The organism is Olleya sp. Ti.3.14 (genome assembly GCF_038154885.1).
GTDB lineage: Bacteria > Bacteroidota > Bacteroidia > Flavobacteriales > Flavobacteriaceae > Olleya.
The window spans coordinates 32,398-48,808 of record NZ_JBAKAO010000011.1; the positions used below are offsets into that span (position 1 = coordinate 32,398).

Sequence of the window (16,411 nt, forward strand, 5' to 3'; positions counted from 1 at the left end):
TAGACTTTTTCTAAGTAATTATAATTACTTATTATGAATATGCACATTGGTTTTAACCTCTGCAAAACGTCTAAACATCTCCATAACACCACAGTATTTTTCGATAGATAATTGTACTGCTCTGTTTATTTTTTCTTCATTTAAATCTGTACCAGTAAAATGATAATCTAAAATTACGGTATGATAATATTTAGGATGCTCGTCGGTTAACAAACCTTCAACTTCCATTTTTAAATCATAAGTATCAATTTTCATTTTATCTAAAATAGATACGACATCTAATCCAGAACAACCTGCTAAGGACGATAACATTAGTGCTTTTGGAGATAGGCCTTCACGTTCTTTACCTTCTACATCTGTATCCATTAAAACATGATGACCACTTGGGTTATCAGAATCGAATAACATGTTTCCCTTCCAATTGGTTGTAATTTTATGCGACATAATTGAATATTTTTTCGTTTATTGATATCAATCAAAAATACTACTTAAAAACGAAAAAACGATGCCATTAGTAACACCTTTAACAGCAGATTACGATTTAGAAACTAAAGAATTGGCGACTTTCTTTAACGAGACTCTTGGATTTTGTCCAAATTCGGTATTAACTATGCAACGTAGACCTGCTATTAGTAAAGCCTTTATTAATTTAAACAAAGCGGTTATGGCTAATGAAGGTCGTGTTACCTCTGCCTTAAAACGAATGATTGCATGGGTTAGTAGTAATGCTACAGGTTGCAGATATTGTCAAGCACATGCTATTAGAGCAGCAGAACGTTATGGCGCAGAACAAGAACAATTAGATAACATTTGGGAATACCGCACACATCCTGCTTTTAGCGACGCAGAACGTGCTGCTTTAGATTTTAGTTTAGCTGCTAGTCAAGTACCAAATGCAGTTGATGGCGACATTAAAACACGTTTACACGAATATTGGGACGAAGGTGAAATTGTAGAAATGCTTGGTGTAATCTCTTTATTTGGATACCTAAACAGATGGAACGACAGTATGGGAACTACTTTAGAAGAAGATGCTATTGATAGCGGAAACCAATATTTAGGAAAACATGGTTTTGAAGTCGGGAAACACGTGTAATTAAAGCTTACACTTAGATAATAATAAAAAAACCTCACTATTTCTAGTGAGGTTTTTTATTAGATATTCTTTTTAGTTAATGGGTTTTGATTAAAATGCAAATCTTCAAAACCTGTTATCATAAAGTTTCTAATGTTTTGATGACCTGTTCCATTTGGGTCATTTAAAACCTCATCAAAATAATACTGTCCAAAGCATGCCAAGGTTTCGGTTTTAGATAAAGCTTCTGCTTTTGCAAAAGCAAACACTTTACATGATCCAGAATTTTCTCCTTCGGCATTTTGCACCAAACCATTTGTAAAAGCTGTTGGTGTAAAATCAAAATATGTGTCCACAACTTGCATAGTTTCCGCGAAAGCGATAGTATTTGGTGTGTTTTTTAATTTTAATTTAAATGCTGTTATTGTCATCTTTATCCTATATTTTATTTGCTTTTTCCGCCTACCACAATTACAATTTCGCCTTTTGGTGGTTTATTGGTGTAATGTTCTAGAACCTGTTTTGCGGTTCCACGAATTGTTTCTTCGTATAATTTAGTTAGTTCTCTAGACACTGATACTGGTCTGTCCTCTCCAAAATACTCGCAAAAATGACCTAAGGTTTTATTTAATTTGTGTGGACTTTCGTAAAAAATGATGGTTCTGGTCTCTTCGGCTAATAGCTTTAATCTTGTTTGACGCCCTTTTTTTACTGGTAAAAAGCCTTCAAAAACAAACTTATCGTTAGGGAAGCCACTATTTACTAATGCTGGTACAAACGCAGTTGCTCCTGGAAGACAGTCTACTTCAATACCTTGTTCTATACAGGCACGTGTAAGTAAAAATCCTGGATCAGAAATGGCTGGTGTCCCTGCATCACTAATTAATGCAACAGTGGTTCCTGCTTTTAGTTTTTGGACCAGATTATCCACCGTTTTATGCTCGTTATGCATGTGGTGACTTTGCATTTGCGTGCCAATCTGATAGTGTTTTAATAACTTGCCTGAGGTGCGTGTGTCCTCTGCTAAAATTAAATCGACTGCTTTTAAAACCTCTACAGCCCTAAATGTCATGTCTTTAAGATTACCAATTGGTGTTGGAACTATGTATAATTTACTCATGTTTTAACTGAATTCTTATTCAAATTTACAATCTTTTTGAGAGAGTTGAAGCAACCTTTTAGTAAATTAGACATCTATTAATAAACCAACCATGAAAAAATCGTTTTGCTTACTTGTTTTTTGTTTATCATTTTTAATAAGCAAAGCGCAAACCACAGATTTATCAATAGTAGTTGCTGCGCAAAACTTATCTGGCAGTTCAATTTCGCAAGTCAATATTTATCAAGATTTTCAATATATTGTTACCATTTTTAATTCGGGAGGCAATGTTACTAATGCAACTTTTACACAAACATTAAATCCCTCCTTAACGGTTTTAAGTACTAATAGTCAAAATCAAACTGGTGGAGCCAGCGTGATTACACCAATTACTTTAAGCGGAAACACAATATCTGGTACAATAGCAAGCCTACCCTCAAATAGCAGTGTACAATTAAAGGTTGTTGTTAAAGCTTCTTTAACGCCTGGAGGTGTCGCTACCAACGCCACAGTTTTTTCGCCTGAAGGCACAACGGATAATAACTTATCCAACAACACGTCTGTTATATCTATTGACATAGTCGAACCTCCAATTAACTTTACAGTTGATTACAATCAAATTTTACCTACTTCAGGCACTTCAATAAGTGATTGGAACCAAACTATAACTTATCAAGTTACTATTACAAATAATAGTGACGTACCTTTTCCATTACAAAACTTTATAAGTAGATTTGATAATCCTTTTGGACCTTTAAATGGCGTTCCTAGAATACGACTTAATAGTTTAAATTGCATTAGCACTACTGCTGGTGTGCTGTGTCCTGACACCTCAACATATGGAGGTGTAACAGTTGGGATTACATCGTCTCAACCTTTATTTACCTTTACAACACCTATCGAGTTTACATCTGGAGGATCTATAACTTTTGAAATGGAAGTCCTTTTTTTAGATCCAACGTGTGCGATACAGCTTGCCAATTTAGAATTATCAAGTTTAATCGACCTAACGTTTATCCCTTCTGATATCAATCAATCTTCAGATAGTTCCAACATAATTACTAATCCATTACCACAAGGAAACCTTTGCGACATGACGGATTTATGTATAACTACTATACAAACTAATCCTGATCCTTTAGCAGAAATTGATTGGAACGAAGAAGTAACTTTTGTAACCACCATTTGTAATATGGGTCCTGAAGATGCTTATATGCGCTTTTTTCTTCAAAATTTAACCTTAAATACCGATTGGGACATTATATCCATAAATTGTGATGCTACCACAGGTCCTATTGCCTGTACAGATTTTACTTTAACTGATCAGGATCAATTTTGGGAAAGCAGCGAATTTATCCTACCCACTAACACTACAATTACAGTAACTACTGTTGTAGTATTTATTGAACCAGACGACTGCTCCATACAAGCAGACGATAATACCTTGGTACACGTTAGAAGTGGTGTAAATTTATTAGAAAGCACTATTATTGATCCAAATATTGGAAATAATGCTGATAGTGATTTCTTGTTATTACCTCCTTTAGAGGAATGTGATCCTGCCGAAACTGTTATGCTTAATATTACAAAAGAACAGACAAACCCAGTTTTACCAAGTGGTTTAACACCAACAAACACAATAGAATGGGGAGAAGTCACTTATCAAGTTGTGGCGACTAATTATGGTAATGTAGATTCAATAATTTATTTAAGTGATTTTATTACTGACGCCTCATCAGGAACATTAATTTCTGTAAGTTGTATTGACACCACAGGTACTGCCACTTGTTATGATATTATTAATGCTAACATCGGAGAGTTTCAGGATGGTATTCCTGAAGCAGGAGAAAACGATGTTTTTTGGGAAATTACTCCTGAAGAAAATGTGGTACTTCCTGCGCAAAGCTCAATAACCTATGAAGTCATTATAGATTGGCTACCAGAGTGCAGCACTAACCCTATTACAGTTAGAAACAACGCAAGCATAACTAGTGTTAGTTATAATAACGAGTTTAATTTGGATGACAATACAGATCATGTTTTAACTTATCTAGCACCTTGTATTGACATCGTTGTACAGACCTATCCCGAATTTACCTCTGTTGGTGTAAATAGTACATTTAATTGGATAATAGACATCACAAATAGTAACACAAGTTCAAACGCAACAAATATTGCTTTTGAAGATATATTAGGTCCAGAATTTACAATAAACGGAACACCATCTTGTATTGTGACTTCAGGCATAGCATCCTGCATGTCCGCATTTAATATTTCTGGTAATACTATTTCTGGTAATATTACAAATATGGAAGGAGGCTCTACAATACAAATAGCAATTCCGGTAACAACACCAAGTTATGGTGGTGCATTTACAAATACTGCACAAGCCATAGCCAATATTAACGAAAATAATGAGCTAACTCCAGATACCAACCTATCTATTAGCAACATGCAAGTTATTGCTCCAACGGTTTTAAAAACCTTTACTCCAGACCAAATAATTGTAGGTCAACAAAGTCAATTAGAGTTTACAGTATTTAATGTTTCTGGTAACGCAGCGCAATCAAATATAACCTTTACAGACAATTTGCCTCTTGGATTAACTATAGCAGGTCCAATATCTTGGACAGATAGTAATGGATGTACTGCAACATTTACTAGCTCATTAGGCGGAACATTTGTTGGCGTATCTGACTTAATTATTCCAGCAGGTGTGGCAAGTTGTAGTTTTTCGGTTTTGGTCACCTCTACAATGGAAGGTATATACAATAATAGCAGTAGCAATTTTAGCAATCAAAATAATATTGATAGCTCTCAAGCAAATGCAACATTAACTGTTTTAGAGGATACAACTAATGTTGATATTGAAGTATTAAAATCTGTAACTCCAACACAAACTTCTATTGGTCAAGAGGTTACTTTTACCATTAGCGCTAGTAATGTTGGAACAACCGAAGCTACAAATATTTTGATTTTTGAAAAACTCCCAATTGGCTATCAGCTTATAACTGCTAACACCAGCTTTGGAAATTATGATGTAAATTCGTTTTTATGGAGTATAAGCCACTTACTACCAAATCAATCAGAGAGTTTAACTATAACAGCTCAAGTTATATCTTCCAATAATCTTTTAAACACAGCTACATTAACTGAAGTTTTAGAGATTGATAGAAATGACACAAATAATCAGGATTGGGCAATGATTACTGTTGATGATTGTTTACAAATCCCTAAAGGGTTTTCTCCTGGAAGTGATATGGTAAATGACACCTTTGTAATACCATGCATTGAAGACTATCCAAATAATGATTTAAAAATTTACAATAGATATGGTACATTAATATACCAAAGTATTACTTATATTAATGATTGGAACGGAATGCCAAATCAAGGTCCTTTTAATCAGAATAAAGTGTTACCTGTTGGCACTTATTATTATGTGTTAAGTATTTCAACAATAAAAAATCCTTTGGTAGGATATATATATTTAAACTATTAGTTTGTTTTTTTGACGAACCGATAACCCTAAAAAATAAGAGATTAAAACTATAATAACAGCATAAAAAGACATACCAAAAAGACCATGTCCTGCATTGTAATGTGCTACTGTTGCTAATAAAGCATCAAAGAAAAATCCAGCGTAAGCCCATTCTGTTAACCATTTATTTTTTCGCCATAAAATCATAACAACACCAAGTATTTTGGCTATTGCTAAAGGAATTACTAAATAGGTTGGATAATTTAGTGCTTTAAAAAAGCCTTCTACCATATTTGTATTAAAAAAATACATCTGTGCTGAGTATAAAAATATCACACAAACTAAAATTGTAGCAATCCAATACAACACAGTCTTTATAGACGTTTGTTTCATTTAAATTAAGTATTAATGTTTGCTAACTACTTAAATCTAGCTTCGATAATTTCCATAAAACGGACTTCGTAATCTTCTTTACCAACCCAATTATTGTAGTCTGGTTTAACCACATTATTAATTAAATTAAAAGCTTCGTCTAATGTTGTAGTCGTATTAAGTTGCGATAACACTCTATTATAATCGTCAGGTTCACCATCAAACAAATGCTTAATAAATGCCAATTTATCGTTTAATCCAATGTTTAAACCAGATTTAAGTTTATCGTTTAAACTCTTTTTTTCATTTATATCAGATTTTGACACAGGATCAAAAACAGGAATCTCATCAAAGCCTGCAGTTATTTCTTCAAAATCATTTTTAGCATAGTTATGTTTTGGTAAAACCGAGTCTATTAGATCATCAACTTGATGTGTTTCTTGTGGCATTTGGGCAACCATATCTTTAATTTTTTCCATGACAGGCTCCATAATATCATCCTGATCAGCATCGTCTAAATTAATATAAGTTTTATCGTCGACTTCTATATTATCACTTACTTTATTATTGAAGGCAGAGTCCAACATATCAAAAAAGGAAGAGTCATTACCAATCGTTGGAATGCTATCTTCAAAGTTCTCGTTAGCAAATTTTAAAACGGTTAACTTTTCATACAAAACAGCAACTTCTGCATGCATCCTATTAACGTCTTCTTTACCAACTAGTTTTAGAATCCTGTGTGCAATACTCATTAATTCTGATTCTAATTTCTTCTTCATGGTTTTATTTTTTTTTATAATTTTTGAATTAATTGCAAGTTAGCCTTTTGATTTTTAATAAATTTGACCCACCTTTATACAAAACGTAAATGCTTTACGTTTTAGTGCTAAATTTACAAAATGTTTCTTGAAAATACAGTAAATCAAAAAGAACAATTTGGATGGATTGAAGTCATCTGTGGATCAATGTTTTCTGGAAAGACTGAAGAGTTAATCCGAAGACTTAAACGCGCTCAATTTGCTAAACAAAAAGTAGAAATCTTTAAACCAGCAATTGATGTACGTTATGATGATGAAATGGTAGTTTCACACGATGCTAACGAGATTAGATCCACTCCTGTACCTGCTGCAGCTAATATTCCAATTCTTGCAGATGGCTGTGATGTGGTTGGTATTGACGAAGCTCAGTTTTTTGATGACGAAATTGTTCGTGTCTGTAACGACTTAGCAAATAAAGGGATACGTGTTATTGTTGCTGGTTTAGATATGGATTTTAAAGGTAACCCTTTTGGTCCAATGCCATACTTAATGGCGACTGCAGAATATGTTACAAAAGTACACGCTGTTTGTACCAGAACCGGAAATCTAGCACAATATAGTTTTAGAAAATCTGCTAATGACAACCTTGTATTATTAGGCGAAACTGAAGAGTATGAGCCACTAAGCAGAGCTGCGTATTATAAAGCAACCCTTAGAGAAAAAGTAAAAGACATGAAGGTTGAAGCTGCTGAGGAGATTAAAATTAAACCTAAAATCTCTAATGAATAAGGCTCAAGAAACAGTTTTAGAAATAGACTTAAAGGCACTTAAACATAATTTTAAGTTTTTAAAATCAAAACTATCCGGAAGCACTAAATTTTTAGCAGTTGTAAAAGCTTTTGCTTATGGTAGTGACGCTATTGAAGTCGCAAAATATCTTCAAGAATTAGAAGTTGATTATTTTGCTGTAGCCTATACCTATGAAGGTGTTGCTTTACGCGATGCAGGAATCACAACACCAATATTAGTATTACATCCTCAACCCGTAAGCTTTGACGACATTATTACACGTTGCCTAGAGCCAAGTCTATATTCACAAAGAGTTTTAGACCTTTTTATCGCTTCCGCAGAAACTCATAAGCAACACAACTATCCTGTACATTTAAAATTTAACACTGGATTAAATAGATTAGGTTTTGGCTTGGAGGATATTTCTAAAATAACTGAAACAGTATCTAAAACCAAAGCGGTACACATCACCAGTTTATTCTCTCATCTAGCAGAAAGTGAAGTCTTGGATGATAAAGCATTTACTGTATCTCAAATAGAGCATTTTAAAACAATATACAAACAAGTCTATGCTAAATTAGACTACAGGCCATTTTTGCACCTTTGTAATACATCTGGTATAATAAATTATCCCGAAGCACACTTTGATATGGTTAGAAGTGGTATTGGATTAAACGGTTTTGGAAACGATCCAAATGTAAACAAACACCTAAAACCAATAGCAGCTTTAAAAACTAACATCTCGCAAATTCATCATATAAAAAAAGGAGAAAGCCTAGGTTATAACAGAGCTTTTATAGCGCAAACAGACACAAAAACTGCAACGTTACCAATTGGTCACGCAGATGGTATAAAAAGACAATATGGTAATAGTAATGGATTTGTAACCATAAATAATCAAAAGGCATATATATTAGGTAATGTTTGTATGGACATGATTATGGTAGATATTACATCAATTGACTGTAATGAAGGTGACGAAGTTATTGTTTTTAATGACCAACACACTGCTGAAACTTTAGCCGAAAATGTGCAATCCATTTCCTATGAATTAATTACTGCCATCTCTCAACGTGTAAAACGTGTATTTCGTCGATAAATGTCATTTACATATATTTGATAAATACCAATTATGTTAAAATTTTAACTAAATTCGAATATCATTAATATTAACTAACATTAAAAATTAAAATTATGCTTAAAGAATTTAAGAATTTTATCATGACAGGGAACGTAATTGAATTTGCGGTTGCTGTAATTATGGCTGGAGCATTAGGCCAAGTAATTAATGGATTTGTAAACAACGTGGCTATGCCATTTGTTGGACATTTTGCAGGAGGAATTGATTTTGCTGCTAAAAAACTTGTACTTGATGAAGCAGTAGTAGATGCAGCTGGTGTTGTTACAAAACCAGAAAATGCAATCATGTATGGTAGCTGGATTAACACAATAATTAACTTAATAATTGTTGGATTTATCATGTTCTTAATTGTTAAAGCATACAATAAAACTAAAAAACCAGTTGAGCCAGCTGCACCAGCAGGACCATCTGATAACGAATTATTAATGGAAATTAGAGATGCTTTAAAAAAGTAATCTAATTTTTAGTATTATCATAAAAAACCGATTTTAGTTTTAAAATCGGTTTTTTTATGCTCAAATTTTTACGAAAAAATTAATACTAATTGTATTATTTTTTTAGTTAAATACCCTAATTTTAGCCTTTAATTTAATTTGTATTTAAAATGAGAGTAGCTGTAGTTGGAGCAACCGGAATGGTTGGAGAAGTTATGCGTAAAGTATTAGAAGAAAGACAATTTCCTATATCAGAATTTATACCTGTAGCTTCAGAAAGATCAGTAGGTAAATCACTTTCATTTAACGGTAAAGATTATAAAATTGTAAGTTTACAGGACGCTGTAAATGCCAAACCAGATATTGCTTTATTTTCGGCTGGTGGAAGCACATCATTAGAATGGGCACCAAAATTTGCAGATGTAGGTACAACTGTGATTGATAATTCTTCGGCTTGGAGAATGGATCAGGACAAAAAACTAGTGGTTCCGGAGATTAATGCAAATCAACTTACTAAAAAAGACAAAATAATAGCCAATCCTAATTGCTCGACCATACAAATGGTTATGTGCTTGGCTCCTCTTCATAAAAAATATAAAATTAAAAGAATAGTCGTTTCAACTTACCAATCCATTTCTGGTACAGGAGTAAAAGCTGTGCAACAATTAGAAAATGAATTAAATGGCGTTACTGGAGAAATGGCGTATCACTATCCTATCTTTAAAAATGCAATTCCGCATTGTGACGTATTTGAAGACAATGGTTACACCAAAGAAGAATTAAAATTGGTTAACGAAACTCAAAAAATATTAAACGATAATACTATTGCTGTAACAGCTACTGCAGTTAGAATACCAACAGCTGGTGGACATAGTGAGTCTGTTAATATTGCATTTGAAAATGATTTTGATTTAGCTGAAGTTAAAACGCTTTTAGGCCAAACCGAAGGTGTAGTCGTACAAGATAATCTAGATACAAACACCTATCCAATGCCATTATACGCTAATGGTAAAGACGAGGTTTTTGTTGGACGTATTAGACGTGATTTATCTCAAGCAAACTCTATTAATATGTGGATTGTTAGTGATAACCTACGTAAGGGAGCAGCTACAAACACAGTTCAGATTGCAGAATATTTAGTAAAAAACAAGCTAGTTTAAATTATAACAAGCTAAAATTCATTAAGTTAATCCCATTTTTGGGACAATTAATTTATATATTAGTGACCATATATCTTTTTATATGGTCAAAAACTACGCAGTCTTATTAGTTATTATTTTTTCTGGTTTGCTACAATTTTCTTGTAGCTCAGAAGAAACGTATGTCCCAATACAACAAAGTGCAGCAACGTCTCCTGTTATTTTTAATCCAGAAGCAACTCCTTTTAACACTTTATCAGAATACCATTTTTTTGAAGGCAATCTTAAAGACTTATCTCCTGTTTTGGGCGTCCTGCCATATCAGCCTATTAATTCGTTATTTACAGATTACGCACACAAAAAAAGATTTATATGGATGCCAGAAAACCAAAAGGCAACTTATGTTAATGATTATTCCATATTAAATTTTCCTGATGGCACTGTTTTTATAAAAAACTTTTATTACCAAAATACATTACCTAGTAATTTATCAAGGATTATTGAAACACGATTAATGTATAAATCCAACGAAGGTTGGAAATTTGCAAATTATATCTGGAATGACAATCAAACAGAAGCATACTTTGATTTATCCGGAAGTTATACGGATGTTACTTTTATTGAAAACGGAGTAACAAAAAACACCACTTACAGAATTCCTTCTGCAGCAGAGTGCTTTACATGCCACAAGTCTGAAATTAATTCGATCCCAATTGGTCCAAAACCCCAAAACCTTAATAAAGATTTAGCTTACGCTGATGGTGTTAAAAATCAATTACAAAAATGGATAGAAATTGGTTATTTAGAGGACAACATACCCAACACTATTAATACGGTTTCTAATTGGCAAGATCCTACCTCAACACTTAACGACAGAATTAGAGGTTACTTAGACATTAATTGTGCGCACTGCCACAGTCAAGATAGACATTGTGACTACAGACCTGTTAGATTTGCATTTGGAGATTATCAAGGTGAGGTTAGTTTAGGTGTTTGTGTTGATCCAGATACACCAATAGCACCTTACTCTAAAATTGTAGAACCAAATAACATAGCACGCTCATTAATTCATTTTAGATTAAATAATACACAAGAAGAATATAGAATGCCATTATTAGGCAGAACACTCATACACCAAGAAGGTGTTATTCTTTTAGAACAATGGATCACTTCACTAACACAAAACTGCGAATAAACCAATAGCCAACCATGAAAAAACCACTACTTACTATTTTAATTTGCTTAATTACTTTTTTAATTAAAGCACAAACCAACAGTAATAGCTGTTTGGATGCAAACACAGACACTGCCATAGTCGGTCCAGGTGTTTTTACCATTAACGGAATTATTGATGGAACAGAAATACCTACTCCTATTTGCGCAGCAAATGGAACTGGAGCAACAAATGGAGAATGGTACAGGTATATACCAACCAACGATTACACAGTTACCATTAGTACGGATTTAACTCAAAATTCAGGAAAAGACACTCGATTACATATATATTCAGGAACCTGTGGTAACTTAACATGTGTTGCAGGAGATGACGATTCTGGAACAAATTTTTTGTCTATTGCAGAATTTAACGTAATTGCTGGCACAACATATTATATTGCTTTTGACGATAAATGGAATGACTCTGGATTTGATTGGCAATTGACTGAAGGTGCTGTAGTCCTTCCTCCTCCTCCAGCTCCTGTTACATTTACTCAACAAACTTTACCTACAACTGGCACAAATCGTGCTGTTGTTGATATGAATGGTGATTTTCTAGATGATGTTGTTGCTGTTACAGCTACTAATATTAATATTAATTATCAATTAGCTACAGGTGGTTTTAATAGTGTAAATATTGCAACGTCTTCAGCAGATTTTACACCAAACTGGAGTCTTGCAGCTGCAGATTTTGATGCTAATGGTTATACGGACTTTTTATATGGTGCAGGTCAAGGTGTAACCTTTATGAAAGCAAACGATACTGGAACAGGATTTACTGAAATTTCTGGTTCAGAATATGTATTCTCTCAACGATCAAACTTTGCAGATTTAAATATGGATGGTCATTTAGATGCATTTGTTTGTCATGATGTAGAGCCTACTGTGTATTACATTAACGATGGCAATGGTAATTTACAATACTATCAATCAACCGTAGGAACTGCTCCTTTTAATTTAGGAGATTACGCATCTGGTGGACATTATGGATCAATTTTCGTTGATTATGATAACGATGGAGATTCTGATTTGTTTATCGCCAAATGTGGTGGTGAAGAAGCTAGAAGACTAAATCAAATGTATAGAAACGATTCTTATTACGATGCTTCAAATACATTAGTAGTCAATTATACAGAGGTAGCCTCTCAAATTGGATTATCAGATCCAATGCAAACGTGGTCTTCATCATGGGGCGATTTTGATAACGATGGTGATATGGATGTATTTGTTGGCGCTAGTTCTGGTTCTCATAAATTAATGAGAAATGATTTAGACGCAACAACAGGAATAGTAACGTTTACAGATGTCACTACTGGATCAGGAGTATTAGATATGACAGATACTGGTATTGAGAACGTAACTTACGATTTTGATAATGATGGTATTTTGGACTTAGCTTCAAATGGCAATATATTAATTGGTAATGGTGACATGACTTTTAATCTTTACACAAGCATATTACCTTCAGCAGGATCTTTTGGAGACCTAAACACAGATGGATTTATTGATGCCTTTAGTAGTGCTGGTTCAATTTATATGAATGACACCACCACAAATAATTGGATTACATTAAATACCGTTGGCAACGTTAGTAATATAAATGGAATTGGAGCTAGAATAACAATAGAGACTGCTCTTGGCAGCCAAATTAGAGATGTTAGAAGTGGTGACGGATTTAGATACATGAACACGCTAAACACACATTTTGGATTAGGCACAGCAACCAATATTACAAGCTTAACAGTGGAGTGGCCTTCAGGTATAGTAGATGTAATTTTAAACCCAACAATCAATCAAACATTAAATATAATAGAGGGTCAAAATCAATTAAGTCTTGACGAGTTTTTATTGTCAGATCTTATTCTTTACCCTAACCCAACGACTCACAGTTTAAATTTAAATTATGAAAATCATCTTTTAAAAAACACGGAGTATTCTGTTTTTGACATGAATGGAAGACAAGTATTAAAAGGAATATTAAATGCTAACGTCTTAGATGTTTCAAATATTCAATCAGGAAACTATATTTTAAAAATTATAAGTAACGGAAATATAAAAGCTCAAAAATTTATAAAGAATTAAAAAAATCTTAAAAAGCACATGTTAGTAGTTTACATGTGCTTTTTTAATTAATTTTATTCACACAATTAAACCATCCCTTCAACATGAAAAAACTAGCTATTGGTATTTTAACCGTAATAACTATTATGTCCTGTAAAAAAGAAGCAGAAAAAAAAGAAAAAAGTATTGTTGTTGAGTATCCAACAACAACCAAGATTGATACTGTTAATAACTATTTTGGCACAAATGTCAAAGACCCTTACCGATGGTTAGAAGACGATAGAAGTCCAGAAACAGAAGCATGGGTAAAAGCAGAAAACAAAGTTACATATGGCTATTTAGATAATATTCCTTACAGAGAAAAACTAAAGCAACGTCTAGAAAAATTATGGAATTACGAGAAAATTGGAGCTCCTTTTGTAGAAGGTGACTATACCTATTTTTATAAAAATGATGGCTTACAAAACCAATACGTAATATATCGCTATAAAACTGGTGAAGATCCAAATACAGCTACTGTATTTTTAGATCCCAATACGTTTAAAGAAGATGGTACCATATCTCTTGGAGGAACAAGTTTTTCTAAAGATGGAAAGATACTAGCCTACGCTATTTCTGAAGGAGGAAGCGATTGGCGAAAAATATTAATAATGGATACTGAGTCTAAAAAAATAGTTGAAGACACCTTAGTAGACATAAAATTTAGTGGTATGTCTTGGTACAAAAATGAAGGCTTTTATTACTCAAGCTATGACAAACCAAAAGGTAGCGAGTTATCTGCAAAAACAGATCAACATAAAGTATACTACCATAAATTAGGAACCTCTCAAAAAGAGGATCAATTAATTTTTGGAGGTACACCTTCGCAAAAACACAGATATATCTACGGAAGCGTAACAGAGGACGATCGTTACCTATTAATATCACCTCGTGTTTCAACCTCTGGAAACAAATTATATATTAAAGATTTAACACAACCAAACTCTAAATTAGTAGAAATCATTGGTAATACAGATAGTGACACTTATTTAATAGAAAACCAAGGATCAAAATTATTTTTAGTTACAAATCTAAACGCTCCAAACAAAAAAATAGTTACTGTTGATGCTTCAAATCCGACACCAGAAAACTGGGTGGATTTTATACCTGAAACTAAAAATGTATTAAGTCCTTCAACAGCTGGTGGATACTTTTTTACTGAATATATGGTAGATGCAGTATCTAAAGTAATGCAGTACGACTATGATGGTAAATTAGTAAGAGAAGTAAAACTTCCTGGTGTAGGAAGTGCTAGTGGATTTGGTGCTAAAAAGGAAGAAAAAGAATTATACTATTCATTTACAAACTATGTAACTCCTGGTAGTATCTATAAATATGATATTGAAAACGGTACTTCAGAGCTATTCCGTAAACCTAATATTGATTTTAATCCTGAAAATTACGAAAGCAAACAAGTCTTTTATAACTCAAAAGACGATACAAAAGTACCAATGATTATTACACATAAAAAAGGATTAACGCTTGATGGTAAAAACCCAACAATCCTATATGGTTATGGTGGTTTTAATGTAAGTTTAACACCTAGTTTTAGCATTGCTAATGCTGTATGGATGGAACAAGGTGGTATATACGCTGTACCTAATCTTCGTGGTGGAGGTGAATACGGAAAAGCATGGCACGATGCAGGAACACAACTTAAAAAACAAAATGTGTTTGATGATTTTATTGCTGCTGCAGAGTACCTTATTAATCAAAAATACACCTCATCAGACTTTTTAGCTATTAGAGGTGGCTCTAATGGAGGTCTTCTAGTTGGAGCAACAATGACCCAACGTCCAGATTTAATGAAGGTAGCTTTACCTGCGGTTGGTGTTTTAGACATGTTACGTTACCACACGTTTACAGCTGGAGCAGGTTGGGCTTATGACTATGGTACTGCAGAAGATAATAAAGAAATGTTTGATTATTTACTAGGCTACTCTCCTGTACATAATGTAAAAGAAGGCACACAATATCCAGCTACGATGGTTACAACAGGTGACCATGACGACAGAGTTGTACCTGCACACAGTTTTAAATTTGCTGCAGAATTACAAGCTAAACAAACCGGAAACAATCCTGTTTTAATCAGAATAGAAACTGATGCAGGACATGGAGCAGGAACTCCCGTTAGTAAAACCATAGAGCAATATGCTGATATTTATGGATTTACACTATACAATATGGGTTTTGAAGTATTACCAATAGAAATCGAAAACTTTAAAGATTAAAACAAACACATACAAAGTATTAAAAACCTGTAGGTACAATATCCTACAGGTTTTTTGTATATCATATTTCTAGTCTTAAATAACACATAAAAAACAATCTTTATTTTGGTGATATTAGTCAATTGATATAATTTTGCATCCATAAAATGAAACAAATTATCTCTAAATATTTGACGCTAATAATACTCTTGTTATTCTCAGGAGTAATAAACGTATTTGCAAATAGTACATTAGATAATAATTTCACTTTAATTAATACATCTAAATCTGAAACAACAAACCCAGTTTCAATAGATGACATTTCAAGTCAATCCGCTCACTTTTCAATTTTCAATAATCAAGACAACCAATTAATTTTTGATTATACAGAAAGTGAAGAAGCAGAAAATGAAGAATCGGTAACAAATACCACTATAAATTCTTTTGGTAGCTATATAGCTGCATTTTTAAACGCTCAATTATTAAGCGATTTATCCTCTCAACTTCAAGCAGAGGCTAACCATTACAAACAAATTTTTTGTCAAACTTCGACAAAACTTCACATTAGATTAGAGGTTTTTATAATCTGATTTTCTCT

At 33.2% G+C, this 16,411-nt stretch carries 15 protein-coding genes; 10 read left to right on the forward strand and 5 right to left on the reverse strand.

What is annotated here, in order from left to right:
* Window positions 1-24 precede the first annotated feature (24 nt).
* Window positions 25-444, reverse strand: a complete 420-nt coding sequence (locus V6251_RS13440) for an OsmC family protein (protein WP_341588662.1) — start codon at window positions 442-444, stop codon at window positions 25-27.
* Window positions 445-505: 61 nt separating this feature from the next.
* On the opposite strand from V6251_RS13440, the gene V6251_RS13445 reads away from it, so the two are divergent.
* Complete coding sequence (locus V6251_RS13445) at window positions 506-1,096, forward strand: carboxymuconolactone decarboxylase family protein (RefSeq protein WP_341588663.1); 591 nt, start codon at window positions 506-508, stop codon at window positions 1,094-1,096.
* 59 nt (window positions 1,097-1,155) lie between these two features.
* On the opposite strand, the gene V6251_RS13450 is transcribed toward V6251_RS13445, so the two are convergent.
* Both V6251_RS13450 and rsmI read right to left on the reverse strand, forming a co-directional pair.
* The gene (locus tag V6251_RS13450) at window positions 1,156-1,506 is read right to left on the reverse strand and encodes a HopJ type III effector protein (protein ID WP_341588665.1); all 351 of its coding nucleotides are present in this window, start codon (window positions 1,504-1,506) and stop codon (window positions 1,156-1,158) included.
* Between the two features lie 14 nt (window positions 1,507-1,520).
* Window positions 1,521-2,195 (reverse strand): 16S rRNA (cytidine(1402)-2'-O)-methyltransferase, encoded by a 675-nt coding sequence (rsmI, locus tag V6251_RS13455; protein WP_341588667.1) that lies wholly within the window; start codon window positions 2,193-2,195, stop codon window positions 1,521-1,523.
* 91 nt (window positions 2,196-2,286) lie between these two features.
* Here rsmI and V6251_RS13460 point away from each other — a divergent pair, with 91 nt between their 5' ends.
* Window positions 2,287-5,676: a DUF7933 domain-containing protein gene (locus V6251_RS13460; RefSeq protein ID WP_341588669.1), complete on the forward strand. Its 3,390-nt coding sequence runs from the start codon at window positions 2,287-2,289 to the stop codon at window positions 5,674-5,676.
* Here V6251_RS13460 and V6251_RS13465 read toward each other — a convergent pair.
* A complete protein-coding gene (locus V6251_RS13465; RefSeq protein ID WP_341588671.1) occupies window positions 5,665-6,048 on the reverse strand; it encodes a DoxX family protein in 384 nt (127 codons plus the stop codon). The genes V6251_RS13460 and V6251_RS13465 overlap by 12 nt on opposite strands.
* A gap of 26 nt (window positions 6,049-6,074) precedes the next feature.
* The gene (locus tag V6251_RS13470) at window positions 6,075-6,806 is read right to left on the reverse strand and encodes a hypothetical protein (RefSeq protein ID WP_341588673.1); all 732 of its coding nucleotides are present in this window, start codon (window positions 6,804-6,806) and stop codon (window positions 6,075-6,077) included.
* A gap of 120 nt (window positions 6,807-6,926) precedes the next feature.
* Between V6251_RS13470 and V6251_RS13475 the strand changes: the two genes are divergently transcribed.
* From V6251_RS13475 to V6251_RS13510, 8 genes are all read left to right on the forward strand, one after another.
* Window positions 6,927-7,574, forward strand: a complete 648-nt coding sequence (locus V6251_RS13475; protein WP_028282618.1) for a thymidine kinase — start codon at window positions 6,927-6,929, stop codon at window positions 7,572-7,574.
* The gene (alr, locus tag V6251_RS13480; protein WP_341588674.1) at window positions 7,567-8,673 is read left to right on the forward strand and encodes an alanine racemase; all 1,107 of its coding nucleotides are present in this window, start codon (window positions 7,567-7,569) and stop codon (window positions 8,671-8,673) included. The genes V6251_RS13475 and alr overlap by 8 nt, the downstream gene beginning before the upstream one ends.
* Before the next feature lie 95 nt (window positions 8,674-8,768).
* The gene (gene mscL, locus V6251_RS13485; protein ID WP_145005258.1) at window positions 8,769-9,170 is read left to right on the forward strand and encodes a large conductance mechanosensitive channel protein MscL; all 402 of its coding nucleotides are present in this window, start codon (window positions 8,769-8,771) and stop codon (window positions 9,168-9,170) included.
* A gap of 149 nt (window positions 9,171-9,319) precedes the next feature.
* Entirely contained in the window at window positions 9,320-10,309 is a 990-nt protein-coding gene (locus V6251_RS13490; RefSeq protein ID WP_341588677.1) for an aspartate-semialdehyde dehydrogenase, read from the forward strand.
* 82 nt (window positions 10,310-10,391) lie between these two features.
* The gene (locus tag V6251_RS13495; RefSeq protein WP_341588679.1) at window positions 10,392-11,483 is read left to right on the forward strand and encodes a hypothetical protein; all 1,092 of its coding nucleotides are present in this window, start codon (window positions 10,392-10,394) and stop codon (window positions 11,481-11,483) included.
* A 14-nt stretch (window positions 11,484-11,497) separates the two neighbouring features.
* On the forward strand, window positions 11,498-13,585 hold the full coding sequence (locus V6251_RS13500; protein WP_341588680.1) for an FG-GAP-like repeat-containing protein: 2,088 nt from the start codon (window positions 11,498-11,500) through the stop codon (window positions 13,583-13,585).
* Between the two features lie 83 nt (window positions 13,586-13,668).
* Window positions 13,669-15,834: a prolyl oligopeptidase family serine peptidase gene (locus tag V6251_RS13505; protein WP_341588682.1), complete on the forward strand. Its 2,166-nt coding sequence runs from the start codon at window positions 13,669-13,671 to the stop codon at window positions 15,832-15,834.
* A 146-nt stretch (window positions 15,835-15,980) separates the two neighbouring features.
* Window positions 15,981-16,403, forward strand: a complete 423-nt coding sequence (locus V6251_RS13510; protein ID WP_341588683.1) for a hypothetical protein — start codon at window positions 15,981-15,983, stop codon at window positions 16,401-16,403.
* The last annotated feature ends 8 nt before the right edge of the window (window positions 16,404-16,411 follow it).